The following is an 18,601-nucleotide window of genomic DNA, read 5'->3' on the forward strand; positions in this document are numbered from 1 at the left end:
TTACATACTTTTTTATATATTAAAATAAGAATATTTTATCTTCTTCAAATTTTACTAACACATTATCTCCAATATTTAAAGGTTTTATATTTTTACTTACCTCTAATTGAATACTTTTTATACAATTATCATTTTTTGCAAACAAAGTATAACTAAAAGGATTTTCAATTATATTATTTATTTTTAAATTAAATGTATTATTAGATTCTTCATGTACAATTGATATATAGTGAGCTCTTATTCCTATGTACTTTATTTTTTTATCTATATTTTTATTTAGCTTAAATTTAATATTCCAATCTCTTGAATAAATTATATTATCATCGAATATATCTATTTCACTTATATTTTTGCATCCAGTAATTTTAGCCTCAGTATAAGACATAGGCTTATCAAATAAATCATGAACTTCCCTTTTGGGCATACTTATTCCCTTATCATATACTAATATATCATCACATACACGATAAGACTCCTCCCTATCATGCGTAACAAATATAACGTCACCTTTATATGCATTTAATATACTTATTAACTCCTTTTCCATACTTCCTCTTAAATGATAATCTAGGGCTGAAAATGGCTCATCTAAAAGTAGTATATCTGGTGAAGGTGCCAAAGCTCTAGCCAATGCCACTCTTTGTTGCTGACCACCTGATAGTTGCCATGGATACCTATCTTCTAATCCGTCTATACATAATCGTTTTATGTATTCTTTAGATATCTCTTTTCTTGTTGATTTTGGTAATTTAGAAAGACCTAGTTCAATATTTTGAGTTACATTCATATGAGGAAATAAGGCATAGTTTTGAAATAAAAAGCCAACTTTCCTTTCTTGAGTATTTAAATTTATATTTTTCTCTGAATCAAATAATACCCTATCATTTAATATTATTTTACCTTTACTTGGATTTTCTAACCCAGCTATACATTTTAATGTCATACTTTTTCCAGATCCAGACTCTCCTAAAAAACCTAATATACCACTTTTTTGTTCAAATTTAGTTTTTAGGGTTAAGGAAGATAAGTTCTTTTCTATATCTACATATAAGCTCATTTAGCTATATTCCTTTCTTTCTACTTTTTCCAATTATCTTTTGCTGATTTTCAGACCAATAGTTAAGTACTAATATCATAATTATAGAAATTAATGTAATAATTAATACCCATATCATTGCCTTTTGCATGTCTCTTCCTTCAACTGCAAAAAATATTGCAAGTGGCATAGTTTGAGTTTTACCTGGTATATTTCCTGCAATCATTAATGTGGCTCCAAACTCACCTAGTGCTCTTGCAAAAGATAGCACAATTCCTGCAATTATACCCGGCAATGCTAGAGGAATAGCAATTTTATAAAATATCTTCCACTCACTTAGACCTAACGTTCTTGCTGCAGATATTAGATTATCATCTATTTGTTCAAAGGCTGATCTTGATGTTCTATACATCATAGGAAATGCTACCGCTGTCGATGCTATAACCGTTGCAGTAAAGCTAAATACTAAGGTTAGATCAAAATTTAATAATAATTTTCCTACAAATCCATTTTTACCTATTAATAATAGTAAAAAAAATCCTACTACTGTAGGAGGCAATACTAATGGAAGGGTAAGTAATCCATCTATTAGTCCTTTATATCTACCTTTGTAATTTGCCATCAAGTAAGATACTAATATTCCAATTACAAAAGTTATTGCTGTTGATAAAAATGCTGATTTTAACGATATCCATAATGGAGAATATTCTGCAATCACTCCGTAGCCCTCCATTTAAAGTCTATTTAATACTTTTATACCCAAATTCTTTGAAAATTGATTGTCCTTGTTCACTTAATAAAAATTCTTCAAAATCTCTTGCTTCTTCTTGTTCCTTACTATCTTTTATAACAGCTATAGGATATATTATTGCAGTATGTGATGTATCCGATGTAGTTTCAACTATTTTTATTTTATCAGAATTTATAGCATCACTATAATATACAAATCCAACTTCTGCATTTTCCGATTGCGTCCATGCTAAAACCTCTTTAACATCTTTGGCAAAAACTAGTTTATCACTTACTTTATCTTTTAACTCTAAGTTTATTAAAACTTCATCTGCATACTTTCCTGCTGGAACACTTTCTGGCTCTCCAACAGCTATGTGTTTTACTTTATTTGTAGTTAAATCATCAATACTATTTATATCGCTACTTTTTGATGATATTAAAACTAAATCATTTTCTAATAAATCTTTATATGTACCTTCTAGCAAAAGCCCTTTATCATCTAATGCTTTCATTTGCTTTTGACCTGCTGATATAAATACATCGCATGGTGCTCCTTCTTCTATTTGAGATTGAAGAGATCCTGAAGAACCATAGTTTACAACTAATTTTACATTTTCATTTATATTGATATATTCTTCTTCTATTTTTTCCATAACTTCTTTTAAGCTTGCTGCTGCAGATATATTTAGTTCTATTAATTGTTTTGAATTAGATAAATTGCTACTCCCACTATTATTGCATCCTACTAATCCTAATGATAGGCATAGGCTCACAAATAACAGTCCTATAGATTTTTTTAGTTTCATTTTATTACCCTCCCAAATATGAATACTTTTTATTGAATTTTTAATATTTTAATCACTTTTTGTATATTTGTTTGATAAATTTATTTTATTATATTTTTCATAAGTTTATCAATAGACAATACCATTTTTATATTATATTTTTTAATTATAATATAAAAATGGAGCTGTTTTACTAATTATTATAAAACAACCCCTTTTATATACTTAATATACCTTATATTTCAATTAATTCATATTTCTTATTACCTAACCCTAACTTAACAGAGTGATCTATACAGACCTCCCAGTTAGTTTCTGGATGATTATTTATAAAGTGATCACAACAATTGTGATCCATTTCATCTAATCTACTTCCCTTTATTACACTCTGCTTATTACAAGCATCAGCACATGCCATATCAAGTGCAACTGGATCAAATGATGCAAACATACCTACATCTGGTATTATAGGTAAATCATTTTCTGCATGGCAATCACAATATGGAGATACATCAACAACTAAGCTTATATGGAAGTTTGGTCTTCCATTTAATACTGCATAAGAATATTCTGCAATTTTTTTATTTAATACATCATTTACTTCATCTCCAGCAGCTTTTACTGAATCAAAATTACAACTTCCTATACATCTTCCACATCCAACACATTTATCATGATTTATCTGTGCTTTTTTATTTACATTAAAACTTATAGCTCCATGAGCACAATTTTTGTAACAAGCCTTGCAACTCACACATTTATCTTCTTGTATAAATGGTTTACCACTACTATGCATCTCCATCTTACCAGCACGAGAACCACATCCCATACCTATATTTTTAAGTGCTCCTCCAAATCCAGTTGACTCATGTCCTTTAAAGTGATTCATACTAATAAATATATCTGCATCCATTATAGCTTGTCCTATTTTAGCTTCTTTGACATATTCTCCACCCTTAACTTCTACAAGAGCTTCATCTGTTCCCTTAAGTCCATCCGCTATTATAACATGGCATCCTGTAGCAAAAGGGTTATATCCATTTACATAAGCTGTATCAAGATGTTCTAAAGCATTTTTTCTTTTTCCAACATATAATGTATTACAATCTGTTAAGAATACTTTTCCACCGTTATTCTTTACTAAATCAACTATAACTTTTGAATAATTAGGCCTTAAATAAGCTAAGTTACCAGCTTCTCCAAAGTGTATTTTTATAGCAGTAAACTTATCCTTAAAATCTATTTCTTCTATACCTGCTTTTTTTACAAGCTTTTCTAGTTTTAATGGTAAAGTTTCTCCAAATTTTGTTCTTAAGTTCGTATAATATACTTTTGATTTATTCATAAATCTATTCTCCTTCCCCATTTGTAATATATACTTACTTTTCAACTTAATATTAATTATATTATAAAATTTGTTGCACCTCTACCATCTAATTGGTAATAATTAAAATTCTTTTATCTAAAAAATAAAAGTACTGCTATAATAAATATTTATTATAGCAGTACTAAGTAATCTTAATTTGTGTTAATTAACAATTTGTTGCCTTTACTTTTTGTTCATTTTTATTTAAAAAAGACATCATATTTCTTAAATTTCTTCCAACTTCAGATATTTGCGAATTGTATTCTTCATTTCTCTTAGCTAAAAAGTTTACGCATCCACTTTCATTTTCTTCTATCCATTCTTTTGCAAACTTACCATTTTGTATATCATTTAAGATATCTCTCATTCCTTTTCTTGCTTCATCAGTTATTACTCTTGGACCTGATACATAATCACCATATTCAGCAGTGTCACTTATACTGTATCTCATTGCTTCAAATCCACCTTCATAGATTAAATCCACTATTAATTTCATTTCATGTAAGCATTCAAAATATGCTACTTCTGGTTGATAACCTGCATCTACTAAAGTTTTAAATCCTGATTTTATAAGCTCACTTACTCCACCACAAAGAACTGCTTGTTCTCCAAATAAATCAGTTTCAGTTTCTTCTTTAAATGTAGTTCTAAGTACTCCAGCACGAGTTGCACCTATTCCTTTTGCATAGGCTAAAACTGTAGTTTCAGCATCACCAGTGTGATCCTGCTCTACTGCAAATAATGCTGGAACTCCACTTCCATTTTTAAATACACTTCTAACTAAATGCCCTGGTCCTTTTGGAGCTACCATTACAACATCTACAAAATCCGGTGGAGTTATTCTATTATAGTGTATATTAAATCCATGAGCAAAAGCTAAGGTTTGACCTTCTCTTAAATTATCTCTAACACTATCTTCATATATTTGCTTTTGAGCTGTATCTGGAAGAAGTAACATTACTATATCACTCTGTTTTGTAGCATTGGAAACACTTACAACTTCAAATCCATCATCTACAGCTTTTTGTCTTGATTTGCTGCCTTCATGTAATCCTACTACTACTTCTACTCCACTATCCCTAAGGTTTTGAGCATGTGCATGACCTTGACTTCCATAACCTAATATTGCAACCTTTTTATTTTTTAAAACATCTAAGTTTACATCATTTTCATAGTACATTTTTTTCATTTTTAAATCCCCCTATATTCTTAAGTATTTTTATATTTTAATCTAATGACATATTAAGTTTTCTAATGCATCATTAGGCGGTACTATCGGATATACATTATAATCTTTATTTATATTGCACTGTAAGATTATTGGTTTATTAAAATCTACTTTATTTAAAACTAAATTTAATTCATCTATATCACTTATACTGTATCCATCTATATTATATGCCTTAGCTAGAACTACATAATCTAAACTATTATCTATATCTGTTTCTGAGTATCTTTCATGTGAAAATAGTTTTTGCCACTGCCTTACCATTCCAAGTGCTCCATTATTAAGAAGTACTATAACTATTGGTATTCTATATTTTGACACTGTTGCAAGCTCATTACAGTTCATTCTAAAACTTCCATCTCCAGTAACTAAAACTACCAGTTTATTTTCATTACCAACCTTACTTCCTATTGCTGCACCTAACCCAAATCCCATAGTTCCAAGGCCAGCTGAAGTTATTAGTGTTTTTCCCTTAGAGTACTCCCAGTACTTCGCTGTCCACATTTGATGTTGACCCACATCTGTTACAACGATGCTATTTGAACCTATCTTTTGGTTTAATAACTTTAATATATTCTTAGGATGAAACTCATCTTTTTTTAACATTATATCTTCTTTAAATTCTTTTATATTCTCTTTCCAATTCTCATTATTTTTAACTTTTACGCTATTAATTAGTACTTTTAATACATTTGCTACATCTCCAGTTAAAACTACATCTGTCTCTACATTTTTATTTAATTCTGATGGATCTATATCTATATGAATTATATTTGCTTTTTTTGCAAATTCAGATGTCTTTCCTACAACTCTATCACTAAATCTAGCTCCTATTGCTATTACTAAATCTGAATTAGAAAGAGCTAAATTACTCTCTCTACTTCCATGCATACCAACTAATCCTAAAGATAGTTTATCTTTTCTATCTATACTCCCTAGCCCCATAAGTGTATTTACAACTGGAGTATCTATTTTTTTAGCAAATTCAAGTAATAAATCCTCCGCATTAGATGATTTAACTCCTCCACCAGCATAGATAATTGGTTTTTTTGATTTATGTATTAAATCTATAGCTTTATTTAAACTTTCATTATTAACTTCATCCAATTCAAAAGTGTTTAATTTATTTAAATCGATTTTATGTAAATAAGAAGTGTAATTGTCTGGATTAAAATCAATCTCCTCTAAAAATAAATCCTTAGGTATATCTATAAGTACAGGACCTTTTCTTCCAGTGTTAGCAACCTTAAAAGCTTCTTTTATAGTTGGAGCTATATCTTTAATATTTCTAACTAAATAATTATGCTTAGTTATTGATAATGTAACACCTGTTATATCTATTTCTTGAAAGGAATCCTTACCTAGTAATGTAGTTGGAACTTGGCCGCTTATTACTACTAAAGGGCTAGAATCCATATAGGCTGTAGCTATACCTGTTACAGCATTAGTTGCTCCTGGTCCAGATGTTACAAAACATACAGCAACTTTTCCTGTACTTCTTGCATATCCATCAGCTGCATGTACAAGTCCTTGTTCATGGCTAGTTCTTACATGCTTAAAATCATTTTTATAGTCATATAGTGCATCATATAAAGGTATTACCGCACCTCCTGGATATCCAAATATAGTGTTTACACCTTCTTTTTTAAGACACTCTAATACAATCCTAGCACCCTGCATACTACACCTCCTCATTTACTATTCACATACAGCTCCCTTACCTGCTGAACTAACTAAACTTGCATATTTCCTTAAGTACCCACTTAAGTTCTTAAGTTTTATTTCTGTATTTTCTTTTCTTTTGGTTATAACACCTTCATCTACTAAGAGTTGTAAACATCCTTCTTTCAAGTTTACTTTTATTAAGTCACCATCACATACATATGCTATAAGTCCACCTTCAGCTGCTTCTGGTGATACATGTCCTATTGAAAATCCCCTACTTCCTCCTGAGAACCTTCCATCTGTAATTAAACAAACATCAGCATCTAAACCCATACCACAAAGTGCAGATGTTGGAGTTAGCATTTCTCTCATACCAGGACCTCCCTTTGGACCTTCATATCTTATAACTACAGCATCGCCTTTCTTTATTTTTCCTGAAAGTATAGCATCTACACAATCTTCTTCACTTTCATATACCTTAGCTACTCCAGTAAATTCAACTACTTTAGAATCTAGTGCAGATTTTTTTATTACAGCTCCATCAGGTGCTAAGTTCCCTCTAAGTACTTTTATTCCACCCTCTTTGGAATATGGATTATTTATATCTCTTATTACACTATTATCATTTTTTTCTATTAATAGTTCTCCTACAGTCTTAACTTCACAAGTTAAAGTGTCTGTATTAATTAACCTCTTTTTATTTAGCTCATTCATTACTGCATACACTCCACCACATGCATTTAAATCTTCTATGTAATCATTTCCTGCCGGACTAAGCTTACATAAATTAGGAACCTTTGAGCTTACTTCATTTATTTTATCTAAGTTCATCTTTACTCCTGCTTCATGAGCTATAGCTGTTAAATGAAGAACTGTGTTTGTAGAACATCCTAAACTCATATCAAAAGCTAGAGCATTCTCAAATGACTTTTTATTCATAATATCTCTTGCTTTTATATCCTTTTCAATTAGTTCCATTATTTTCATACCAGTTTTTTTCGCAAGTCTTTTTCTTTCAGAGTAAACTGCTGGTATTGTACCATTACCTCTAAGTGCCATTCCAAGACCTTCAGTCATACAATTCATAGAGTTTGCAGTAAACATACCTGCACAAGAACCACAAGTTGGACATGCTGCATCTTCTAAATCTAAAAGTTCATCTTCACTAATTTTATTATCAGCAACTTTTCCAACAGCTTCAAAAGTAGTTATCAAATCAACTCTATTTCCATTAAGATTTCCTGCAAGCATTGGTCCACCACTTACAACTATACATGGTATATTTATCCTTGCTGCAGCCATTAACATCCCTGGAACTACCTTGTCACAACTTGGTATAAGAACTATACCATCTAATCCATGTGCTTTAACCATTATTTCTATACTATCTGCTATAATTTCTCTACTTACTAGAGAATATTTCATTCCTTCATGATTCATAGCTATTCCATCACAAACTGCAATAGATGGAAATTCAAGAGGTGTTCCTCCTCTCATTAAAACACCTCTTTTTACACATTCAGTTAACTCTCTTAAATGTATATGACCTGGAACTATCTCATTAAAAGAGTTTACTATGCCTACAAAAGGTTTACCTATCTCTTCATCTGTATACCCACTTGCCTTAAATAAAGATCTATGTGGTGCTTTAGTTAATCCTTCTTTTACTTTATCACTTCTCATTTTATCCCCCTTATTAACTGTTAACTATTGTACTTTTAAGTCTTTTACATCATACAACTTATTCATATAATTTATAACTTCTTGCAAAGAAGTTTTATCTTCATTTATTGTTAATTTTATCCCAGTATTTTCATATTTATCAGTAGTCATACTAATAGCTTTTATAGCTATCTCTTTTCTTCTTAATGTCATGGCTACTCTTAAAAAAGAGTCTATTCCTTGATTTAAATTAGCATATAAATTTCTATCCATATAAAACTACCTCCTAATTATATATAATTCACTATTTTAAATAAAAAAAACTCTCATCAATATAAGCAAACCTATCTTACTTATAAGGACGAAAGTTGTCTTCCGCGGTACCACCTTATTTGTAACTATAAAAATATAGTTACCACTCTTTTTCAGGTCATATATTAACCCTATCCATATAACGCTGGAATACGTTCATACTTACTAATAATTTCAGTATGAAAGCTTAGGAGTGATCATTATATACTTCAATTAATACCAACTCTCAGCAACAATTGGTTCTCTGTAATTAATTGTACTTAAGTATTTTTGTCTCCATCTTTGCTTTTTTAATAAAGTTGTTTGTTGTTAATAGAATTATATTCAATATATATATCTATGTCAATCGTATTATTTAAATTTTCTGAATATTTATTTTTTTACGTTAATTCATTTCTTTTATTTTTCTTTTTTCTTTTTTCTTTTTATCTTTTTTATACGTTTTTTCTTTTTTGAATTAGATCTAACGTTCCCAACAGATGCTAAAGTTGATGATGATGTTGAAGTATCTTCTGATCCAATTATAGATTCTGATTCTGTCTCTTCCTCTTGAGTAGATATTTGTTGAGCATTGTTAATACCACGACTAGTTCTAAGTATTGCTAAATCAGATACAATCATACCAAAAAATGCTATAAGCATATCCAAATCTGCATCATTTAGCTCTTCAGCTATTGCATATGACAAAGTAGACGATAAAATAACAAAATCTGCATAACTAATAGATGCTAATCCTAGACCACTTTGATTACTATTATTACTTGAACCATTAGTATTGCAATTGCTATTTCTAGAATTAGTTTTTCTACTATTAGTCTTATCTGCCACTCTAACGCCTCCTTTACATATCTATTACTAAAATTATATGTTTAAAGCTTTAATTTATAAGAGTTTTCTTTAAGCCATTTTTCTTGTTCTTTATAATTTGGCATCATTTGTTTTACTAAACTGTAAAAGTCTTTTGAATGATTCATATGTACTAAATGACTAAATTCATGTATAAGAATATAATCTATTGCTTCTTTTCTAGCCATAGATATTTTAGAATTTATATATATAGATCTTTTAGATGTACAAGTACCCCCTCTCTTTTTTTGTTCCTTGACCTTTAATTTACTTGGTATTAGCCTCATCATCATGCTACAGTGTTCTCTACAATAAACTAACCTTTCAATTACTATTCTTTCACTTTCTTTTTTATACCAAAGCTTTAGTTTATTTTTGATATATTCTTTTTCAGTATTTTTTACCCTTACTATAAGTAAGTCATTATCTATAAATACTTCTTCATTCTCATCGATAATAATTTTTAAATTATATTCTTTTCCCAAGTACATATACTTTTCATTATCTACAAACTCTTTTTCTTTATATATATGCTCAACCTCTTTATACTCATCAAACTTCTTTAAAATCCAATCACTTTTTTCAATTAAAAAATTCTTTAAAAGTTTTTTAGGAACGCCTAAAGGGCTTATTATACTTACTTCATAATTAGGCTTGATTTGTATAGTTATATTCTTTCTTTTTCTATATATTAAATTTACATTAATATCTATACCTTTATACTTTATAGATATTGTATTTTTATTATGTAATAATTTATCTTTACTCATATAAATACCCTCTCTTTTGAGTTTAATATTAAGATTATAGCATACTTAAATAAACACCAAAAGGACACCAAAATTAATTGTTTTTTGTCAGTTAAAAATATATAATATGAATATAACTTTAAGAGGGGATAAAAATATGATTACAAGAGAGTATATAGTTGCACTAATAAATGGAGACTATGCTATACTTGAAGATGAACATAAGGAAAGAATAAGCATAGCAAGGGCCCTTCTACCTTTGGAAATAGATGAAGGAACTCGTTTATTATTTGAAAATTTCCAATACACTATAATCTAATAGTCTAAATATACAAAGATGGCATGAATTTTAGTTATAACTAACTCTTATTCATGCCATTTTATCTTTTTATTTTTAAATTTTATCCTATTCCACCTAGAATTCCCCCACCTACTAATACAATTAATGTTAATAACACAAATACATATTTTGCCATAGGTTCAAACCAAATTCCAAGAGGCTTTTTAGCTCCAGTTTCTATTTCAGCTTTAGCTTTTTTAATACCTATAATCAAAAAAACATCACTCCAGATATAAAAGCCCCAAAAGGTATTATGTATATGGATACAATATCCATCCATCTGCTTAAAATATATCCATTTTCTATAAATATACCAATTAAAAATGTCACTATACAAACTAAAAAAACAGATGTATTTCTTTTTAAATTTAACTTATTTTCTAAAGCTTCTATTGGAACTTCAAGTAAATTTATAAGTGATGTTATAGATGCCCAAAATTTCCGGATATTTCTCCAAAATAAACTCCAGAATCTAGAGTTCTTAGCATATCACCAGTTATAGAACCTACTAAAAATTTAATAAACCATCCCACGACTACTGCGTATCCTACAGCTATACCAAATGCTCCTAGAACTGGAATTATTCCAAATACACTTCCTCCTTTATATCCTCTAGATTTCATTGCATAATCAAAAGATCCTATAGGACCAGTTTGAGTCATTCTCCCAAATGCAAACTCTTCTATAAGACCTGTATATCCTAATAATACAACAAATAATAAATACGGTATAAGAAATGTTGCTCCTCCAAATTGACCTACTCTATATGGAAACATCCATATATTACCCATACCTACCGCTGAACCTACACACGCAAGTATAAATCCTAACTTAGATGTAAATCCATCCCTATTTATTAATATTCTACTTTTATTTGACATAACTCACTCCCCTTTATAAAATATAATATTAAATAAATATTCATTAAAATACCATATTTATACCCCTATCATTTTAACTTTTAATTTTGAGTCATATCTAAAAAATCAAATAAGGTAATAGTATTTTCTGGAACAAAGCTATCAAGTCTTTCCTTTGCTAATGATATATACCATGATTTATCAAGATTTTCAGGTACTTCTTTATCTTTAATATTACTATTATCTATAAATACTCTATCTGGAGTATAACTTATTTTTTCTAACTTATTATCACCCTTCATCTTCATAATAGGATAATCAAAGTATCTTTTACTAGCAAATACCCTAAGTACTTTTAAATTTATATTTTCATCTCCATGTACTGCATGGCTATATTTTCCCGTTATTTTTACGCACTTTTGAAACTCTATAAGCTTATTACAATTATTAATTGTATCTTCAATATCAATATTATTAATTAATTTTTCTTTTATAGCTTTATTAACTATTGGTAAATCATTATCTATTATGCTCAATTTTTTTACATAAGCACCTTTGCTCTTTACCTCTCCATTTTCTTTGATGTATACATAATTATTAACGTCTTTTTGTATTATTTTTTTAATAAAATCGTGTTCAAGTTCCATTTTAGTTCTTTCACACCAAGTTTTACATATTTCTAAATATCTATTAACATCTTCTTTAGAATTAAACTTAAACATAACACCATCTGTATTTCCTTGTATAAACTGAGCATTATCCTTAAATTCTAATTCAACTTTTTCTATAAGATCTAATAATAAAAGTTGACCATTTACACAAATAGCTGTTCCTTGTCTTGGGTCATAAAGATCATTAGTTGCATCCATACAAGCTCCATATGCACTATTTAAAACTATTTTCAAAGACTTCTCTATTGGATTTTTCTCTTTTTTTAAATTAAATCTTGTATCTCTTATTTCCTTATATTTATCTGGATTTTTTACATTCCTACTATTAAGGTTATATTCTATCATTATAGATGGATAAAAAGAACTTACATCAGAATTAACAATATAATCTTTAGCCTCATATTTTTTTCTAGCAGAATGAAGTCCTCCCCATCCAAAATCGGTTTCTATTCCATATACAGTGGTTCTTAGATACTTTTTCAAATCTCTATTATTATAATCTTCATACCACTTCTTTATATCATTGTATTTACTAAGCCTTATTGTATCTATTATCTCAAACTCATTAGTATCATTTCTGTCGTAGTTAGGCCTTTTTGCTCCTAATATGTATGCACTTAGCTGAGCCTCTGTTTTATTAAACATAATTTCATCTAAATTAAAATACTCTATAAGACCACGCTGAGCTTCATATTTATAATAAACTTCTTCAAATACTTTTGTAGTCATTCTAACATCATGTAGACAATATGTAGTAAGTTCTTTAATTTCTTCTTCATTTGGATATCTATTTAAATCAAAAGATACTGTACTTTCCCTTATATCTTCTCCCATAAATAATTCAAGCTCTTTTAAACTTCTAAAATTATCATTTATTTCAAAAATATATAATGGGATTTTATGTAAGTTTCTATCAATTTGCCATCCTGATATTTTTTGTTCTATAAGCTTATCTGATACTTCACAAGGATTCAATCCTGCTATAATTGCCTTTAGTATCCATTGATCATATCCTTTTATATTATATCCAACCCAAATTGAATTTTTATTTTTATTATAAACTCTTATAAGTTCATCCCTATTGTTTATTATTGTATGTTCCTTTTTTGTCTTATAATCTTTCATACAACACATCCAAAACCCACCTTTGGATAATACTTCAAAATCTATTATTATACGTCTTTTTTCCTTAGTCATAATCCTTATTCCTTTTATCTTTAATAGTTTTATATTTAGTATTTATATATACTTTATCTAATATTCTTAAACATATTTAGTTTTTTATCTACGTTTTATTTTCAATGTTTCTTTTTATGATTTCCTTCAATATCATCTTCTTATATAATTTATAAAAATATTAACTACTCTAGAAGTTTAATATCTAGTATAGTTACTATTTTTAATGGTAAACTTATATTTGACTATTTTTTAATCAGCAATTTTTTCTAAACAAATTTCGCTTGCTTTTTTTAAACCATTTTCTAAGTCAGCAATTAAATCCTCTACGTCTTCTATACCAACAGATACCCTTATCATATCTGGTGAAACACCTGCTAGTTTTTGTTCTTCTTCATTTAATTGAGCATGAGTTGTACTTGCTGGATGTATAACAAGAGATTTTGCATCGGCAACATTTGCCAGGTGGGAGAAAATTTTTAATGACTCTATAAATACTTTACCAGCCTTGACTCCACCTTTTATTCCAAATGTAAATATAGAACCTGGTCCCTTAGGACAATATTTACTAGCTAGCTCATAATATTTGTTATCTTTAAGGCCAGGATAATTTACCCATGATACTTGTGAGTGATTAATTAGATATTCTGTTATTTTTTTAGTATTACTAACATGTCTATCAAGTCTTAGTGATAAGGTTTCAAGCCCCTGTAATAATAAAAATGAATTAAATGGACTTATACAAGCACCTGTATCCCTTAAAAGTTGGACTCTTAATTTAGTAATGTAGGCTGCTTTACATGCATCTTTTGTGTAGCTCATACCATGATAACTTGAATCTGGCTCCACAAGGACATCAAATTTACCACTACCTTCCCAATCAAAATTCCCAGAATCAATTACAACCCCTCCTATAGACGTTCCATGACCACCTATAAACTTTGTAGCTGAGTGAACTACTATATCTGCACCAAATTCAAAGGGCTTAACTAAATATGGTGTTCCAAAAGTATTATCAACTATAAGTGGTATATTATTTTCATGTGCAATTTTTGCAATAGCTTCTATATCCGCTATATTTATTACCGGATTACCTATAGTTTCAATGTATAAAGCTTTAGTATTTTCATTAATAGCATGCTTAAAATTTTCAGGATTATCGCAGTCTACAAATGTGGTCTTGATTCCAAGTCTTGGCAGCGTTGTAGAAAATAAGTTAAAAGTACCTCCATATAAAGTTCCTGCTGATACTATTTCATCTCCTGATCCTAATATATTTAAAATAGCATAAGTTATAGCTGCTGAACCTGATGCTACCGCAACTGCACCTACTCCGCCTTCTAATAGTGCCATTCTTTGTTCAAAAACATCTGTTGTCGGATTCATAATCCTTGTATAAATATTACCTTCTTCTTTAAGTGAAAATAAGTTTGCTCCGTGTTCAACACTGTTAAATACATAAGATGTAGTTTGATATATTGGCACAGCTCTAGAACCTGTTGTTGGATCTGGATTTTGTCCTCCGTGAACTTGTATTGTATCAAATCCTAATTTTCTATTTCCCATTCTTAATGCCCCCTATAATATATAAAAAAAATAATAAAACCCTCTTTTATAAAAGAGGGCCTAATTTCCAAAGCATACTCTCTTATCTTTCTTATGAATAATACATAAGTAGGAATTAGCACCATATATTTTTAATACTGGTTGCTGGGTTTCATAGGGCCTATCCCTCCACCTCTCTAAATAAGATTTCATTTAAGTTTATTTAATTAAGTATATTGTATTTTACATTATATCATCATGCAACAAACTTATTTATTTTATTTATATAAAATTTATTTTACTTTAACCAAATTAATTCCTATGTCATTAATATTATAAGGTGTATCTTGATATACACAGTAGTTTAGCCAATTTCCAAATACTATATTAGCACTTTCCCTCCAATTAACTCTAGGTATAGAGTTTACATCGTCATTTTCAAAGTAGTACATAGGAATTTCTATTTCAAGACCTTTATTTAAATCTCTAAAGTATTCATTTTTTAAAGTATCTCTATCATACTCTAAATGACCCGTTATAAATATTTGCCTTCTATCATTACTTGCTACTATAAATACTCCAGCTTCCTCAGATTCTGACAATATATCTAATTCTTTTATATTTTCTATATCTTCTCTTTTTATTGATGTGTGTCTTGAGTGTGGAGCATAAAATATATCATTTAATCCTCTTGTCAAATTTTCATACTGGCAGTTATTCCAATGTTTATATACTCCAAATAATTTTTTATCTAAAGTATATTTTTCAATATTATAATGATAGTAAAGTGCAGCTTGAGCCCCCCAACATATATGCATTGTTGAAAATACATTGCTCTTAGTCCACTCCATTATTTCTTTTAACTCATCCCAATATTCAACATCTTCAAATTCCATTTTCTCTACTGGTGCTCCAGTTATAATTAGCCCATCAAACTTTTGATCTTTTACATCATCTATATATCTATAAAATTTTTCTAAGTGTTCTATTGGTGTATGGCTACACTTATAAGTTCTAGTTTGAAGTAATGTTATTTCTACTTGAAGTGGTGTATTTGATAAATACCTTAAAAGTTGATTTTCTGCTTGAATTTTTATAGGCATAAGATTTAATATTCCTATTTTTAAAGGCCTAATGTCTTGTGTGTTAGCCCTTTGTGTATTCATTACAAATATATTTTCATTTGATAGAACTTCAAATGCTGGTAGTTCTTTTGGTATTCTTATTGGCATATAAGCCTTCCCCCTTTTTTATCTCTAGTTTCCTAAGCTCATTTGAATTAAATTATAGCATAAAAATAAGGAAAGATATTTAATCTTCCCTCACATATATTAATCATTTGATTTTATATTTAACCAAACTTCATCATACATCTTTTTAACATCTAATGTAAAATCTGCATAAATTTCACATCTATCCATTATTTCTGAAGTCATATATGCATTTGGATTATTCTTTACTTCTTCTGGTTGCATTTCTCTAGCTTCCTTATTTGGTGTTGTATATCCTATCTCATCTGCTATTCTCAATGCACTTTCTTTATCACTTACAAAATTTATAAACTTCTCCGCAGCTTCTACATTTTTAGCATTTGATGGTATACATAAACTATCAATCCAGAAGTTTGCTCCTTCCTCTGGGACTACATAAACTAGGTTTGGATTTTCTTCTTGAAGATTTAATCCTTCTCCAGACCATATCATATTTATATCACTTTCTCCAGCTGGAATCATTACTGTTCCATTATCTACACCATATATTGGATCAACTAGTTTTCTTTGCTCTAATAATAATGTTTCTGCTTCTTTTAATTCTTCTGGGTTAGTTGAATTTAAAGAATATCCAAGTTTCTTTAACGCTACTCCTATTGTATCTCTATATGTATCAAACATAAATATTTTGCCTTTATATTTTTCATTCCACAATATGTCCCAACTATTTACTTCTTCTTTTACTACATCTTTGTTATATATAAGGCCTACTGTTCCAAACATATATGGAACTGAGTACTTATTACCTGGGTCTATATCTAAATCTAAATAATTTTCATCCATTTGAGATATATTAGGTATGTTATCCTTATTTAACTTCTGTATAAGATTTTTAGAAATCATTCTTGGCATTAATGCATCTGATACTAATATAACATCATATTTAACTGCTCCACTGCTAACTTTTTGATACATTGCTTCCATATCATCAAAAGTTTCCATATTTACTTTTATGCCGTACTCTTTTTCGAATTCTTTTATTGTTTCATCGTCTATGTTTTCTCCATAGTTGAAAAAGTTTATTTCTTCTGTATAATTTTTACTGCATCCTACAAAAGATGTAGCAACAATTATTGTACATATTGACAAACTTAATAATTTCAATAATTTTTTCATACTATAATTTCCTTCCATTATTATATAAATTTGATAATACCCTTAAATAAGTTTTATAAACTACTTTATGAGTAATTTTAACAATTATTTAAATAGCATTGTATATTATAATTAAAATAAAAAAATCCAACAAGTATTTTGTAGGATTTTTTTATTTTAAATTTACTTTACTATGTACAAAAACTAGATAATAACTTATATATACTTTTTACCATTTTAAGCTTTATGATTAGTCATTATATTTTTTACTTCTTCTATACATTCAGGTTTGATTAACTGTAACATTCTTGGAATAAAGCTTATCATATATTCTTTGTTAAAAGTTCCTTAATCTTGCTTTGAGAAGCTTTCATTTAATAATTTTTTTGCTTTATTTTGATTTTGTACATCAACTCTTTCAATTATAAAATTAAAGAATTTCTCTTGTCCACTATTCATTATGCTTTTCTCCTTTAAGTATATAATATACTTATATTTTAATTTACTAATATTTATTATATACCTAAAGTTCAATAAAAAAACTTATATTTTTAATAACTATTATCTCTATTATTTTCACCCCATTTACACATTTACTCTAAAATAGGCATTAATGATAAACATCTTTTTGAAAGTGAATACTCAACCTTAGAAGGAATTTGAAGGTATTCTTTTCGTATAATAATCCCATCTCTTTCTAAGTCTTGTAGTTGATTATTAAGAATCTTATCACTTAACATTAATTAAATCAGATTTATTATATTTTTTCATGCTCATTTTTTAATATTTATTAGGAGGCTTTTTTTATGAAAAAGTGTAAAATAGAAGTTTTAAAAACAACATTTCACGAAGATTTATCAAAAAAGTATGGATATAAGAATCTAGGAAACTGCCCTATATATAAAGTTGGAGATATACTTTACGGGGACTATGCAAATCCTGAAGGATCATGTGATGAAGCATAGAAGGTGATGTATCAATATGTATTTGCTTTATCTCATGGTAGTGAAGAGTTTTACTATGATGATTGGATAGACAATAAATGAATTGCAATCTGCTCATATAACGATGGTATTAGACCTGTTATATTTAAAATTGAGGTAACTGATGAAGAATCTAAAATAGATTATGAATCTATTAAATAATAATTTCTAAAGGTATAGTTAGTTTTTTATAAAAACTTACCTATATCCATTAATTACATATATATGTTAAATTTATTTGATATTTTTCTATTCCTTTTTCCACCTTAACTTTATAAT

19 protein-coding genes, 1 riboswitch and 1 other annotated feature are annotated in these 18,601 nt (G+C 28.5%); of the genes, 2 read left to right on the forward strand and 17 right to left on the reverse strand.

Features of this window, described 5'->3' with window-relative positions; all coding sequences use genetic code 11:
• Nucleotides 1-19: 19 nt before the first annotated feature.
• From EIH23_RS12705 to EIH23_RS12750, 10 genes are all read right to left on the reverse strand, one after another.
• Nucleotides 20-1,057 carry a sulfate/molybdate ABC transporter ATP-binding protein gene (locus EIH23_RS12705; protein ID WP_122640713.1) on the reverse strand — a complete coding sequence of 346 codons (1,038 nt, stop codon included), beginning with the start codon at nucleotides 1,055-1,057 and terminating at the stop codon, nucleotides 20-22.
• Between the two features lie 4 nt (nucleotides 1,058-1,061).
• Nucleotides 1,062-1,754: a molybdate ABC transporter permease subunit gene (gene modB / locus EIH23_RS12710; protein WP_122640715.1), complete on the reverse strand. Its 693-nt coding sequence runs from the start codon at nucleotides 1,752-1,754 to the stop codon at nucleotides 1,062-1,064.
• A 22-nt stretch (nucleotides 1,755-1,776) separates the two neighbouring features.
• Nucleotides 1,777-2,574 (reverse strand): molybdate ABC transporter substrate-binding protein, encoded by a 798-nt coding sequence (modA, locus tag EIH23_RS12715; protein WP_122640716.1) that lies wholly within the window; start codon nucleotides 2,572-2,574, stop codon nucleotides 1,777-1,779.
• 214 nt (nucleotides 2,575-2,788) lie between these two features.
• The gene (locus EIH23_RS12720) at nucleotides 2,789-3,898 is read right to left on the reverse strand and encodes a DUF362 domain-containing protein (RefSeq protein ID WP_122640718.1); all 1,110 of its coding nucleotides are present in this window, start codon (nucleotides 3,896-3,898) and stop codon (nucleotides 2,789-2,791) included.
• 187 nt (nucleotides 3,899-4,085) lie between these two features.
• Nucleotides 4,086-5,108, reverse strand: coding sequence for a ketol-acid reductoisomerase (gene ilvC, locus EIH23_RS12725; RefSeq protein ID WP_122640720.1), 1,023 nt, complete (start codon nucleotides 5,106-5,108; stop codon nucleotides 4,086-4,088).
• A gap of 42 nt (nucleotides 5,109-5,150) precedes the next feature.
• Entirely contained in the window at nucleotides 5,151-6,827 is a 1,677-nt protein-coding gene (ilvB, locus tag EIH23_RS12730; protein ID WP_122640722.1) for a biosynthetic-type acetolactate synthase large subunit, read from the reverse strand.
• An 18-nt stretch (nucleotides 6,828-6,845) separates the two neighbouring features.
• Nucleotides 6,846-8,495, reverse strand: coding sequence for a dihydroxy-acid dehydratase (gene ilvD / locus EIH23_RS12735; protein WP_122640724.1), 1,650 nt, complete (start codon nucleotides 8,493-8,495; stop codon nucleotides 6,846-6,848).
• A 24-nt stretch (nucleotides 8,496-8,519) separates the two neighbouring features.
• Nucleotides 8,520-8,747 (reverse strand): ACT domain-containing protein, encoded by a 228-nt coding sequence (locus EIH23_RS12740; protein WP_122640725.1) that lies wholly within the window; start codon nucleotides 8,745-8,747, stop codon nucleotides 8,520-8,522.
• Nucleotides 8,748-8,828: 81 nt separating this feature from the next.
• Nucleotides 8,829-9,078 (reverse strand) — a binding site (T-box leader).
• A 107-nt stretch (nucleotides 9,079-9,185) separates the two neighbouring features.
• Nucleotides 9,186-9,614, reverse strand: coding sequence for a hypothetical protein (locus EIH23_RS12745; protein WP_122640726.1), 429 nt, complete (start codon nucleotides 9,612-9,614; stop codon nucleotides 9,186-9,188).
• A gap of 41 nt (nucleotides 9,615-9,655) precedes the next feature.
• Complete coding sequence (locus EIH23_RS12750; protein ID WP_122640728.1) at nucleotides 9,656-10,402, reverse strand: M48 family metallopeptidase; 747 nt, start codon at nucleotides 10,400-10,402, stop codon at nucleotides 9,656-9,658.
• Nucleotides 10,403-10,538: 136 nt separating this feature from the next.
• Here EIH23_RS12750 and EIH23_RS12755 point away from each other — a divergent pair, with 136 nt between their 5' ends.
• Complete coding sequence (locus EIH23_RS12755; protein ID WP_122640730.1) at nucleotides 10,539-10,700, forward strand: DUF3006 domain-containing protein; 162 nt, start codon at nucleotides 10,539-10,541, stop codon at nucleotides 10,698-10,700.
• An 82-nt stretch (nucleotides 10,701-10,782) separates the two neighbouring features.
• On the opposite strand, the gene EIH23_RS17000 is transcribed toward EIH23_RS12755, so the two are convergent.
• The 7 genes from EIH23_RS17000 to EIH23_RS17140 form a co-directional block, all read right to left on the reverse strand.
• Complete coding sequence (locus EIH23_RS17000) at nucleotides 10,783-10,935, reverse strand: hypothetical protein (RefSeq protein ID WP_330566288.1); 153 nt, start codon at nucleotides 10,933-10,935, stop codon at nucleotides 10,783-10,785.
• Between the two features lie 208 nt (nucleotides 10,936-11,143).
• A complete protein-coding gene (locus tag EIH23_RS17005) occupies nucleotides 11,144-11,602 on the reverse strand; it encodes a hypothetical protein (protein ID WP_330566289.1) in 459 nt (152 codons plus the stop codon).
• A gap of 80 nt (nucleotides 11,603-11,682) precedes the next feature.
• A complete protein-coding gene (locus EIH23_RS12765; protein ID WP_243113409.1) occupies nucleotides 11,683-13,449 on the reverse strand; it encodes a hypothetical protein in 1,767 nt (588 codons plus the stop codon).
• 231 nt (nucleotides 13,450-13,680) lie between these two features.
• Entirely contained in the window at nucleotides 13,681-14,994 is a 1,314-nt protein-coding gene (locus EIH23_RS12770) for an O-acetylhomoserine aminocarboxypropyltransferase/cysteine synthase family protein (RefSeq protein WP_122640732.1), read from the reverse strand.
• 79 nt (nucleotides 14,995-15,073) lie between these two features.
• Nucleotides 15,074-15,181: riboswitch (SAM riboswitch) on the reverse strand.
• An 85-nt stretch (nucleotides 15,182-15,266) separates the two neighbouring features.
• The gene (metA, locus tag EIH23_RS12775) at nucleotides 15,267-16,205 is read right to left on the reverse strand and encodes a homoserine O-acetyltransferase MetA (protein ID WP_122640733.1); all 939 of its coding nucleotides are present in this window, start codon (nucleotides 16,203-16,205) and stop codon (nucleotides 15,267-15,269) included.
• A gap of 99 nt (nucleotides 16,206-16,304) precedes the next feature.
• Nucleotides 16,305-17,360: an ABC transporter substrate-binding protein gene (locus EIH23_RS12780; protein WP_122640735.1), complete on the reverse strand. Its 1,056-nt coding sequence runs from the start codon at nucleotides 17,358-17,360 to the stop codon at nucleotides 16,305-16,307.
• Between the two features lie 572 nt (nucleotides 17,361-17,932).
• Complete coding sequence (locus EIH23_RS17140; RefSeq protein WP_122640736.1) at nucleotides 17,933-18,079, reverse strand: winged helix-turn-helix transcriptional regulator; 147 nt, start codon at nucleotides 18,077-18,079, stop codon at nucleotides 17,933-17,935.
• 66 nt (nucleotides 18,080-18,145) lie between these two features.
• Between EIH23_RS17140 and EIH23_RS17010 the strand changes: the two genes are divergently transcribed.
• On the forward strand, nucleotides 18,146-18,304 hold the full coding sequence (locus tag EIH23_RS17010) for a hypothetical protein (protein ID WP_330566290.1): 159 nt from the start codon (nucleotides 18,146-18,148) through the stop codon (nucleotides 18,302-18,304).
• The last annotated feature ends 297 nt before the right edge of the window (nucleotides 18,305-18,601 follow it).

The sequence above is a fragment of the Romboutsia sp. Marseille-P6047 genome, assembly GCF_900604535.1.
Taxonomy (GTDB): Bacteria; Bacillota; Clostridia; order Peptostreptococcales; family Peptostreptococcaceae; genus Romboutsia_E.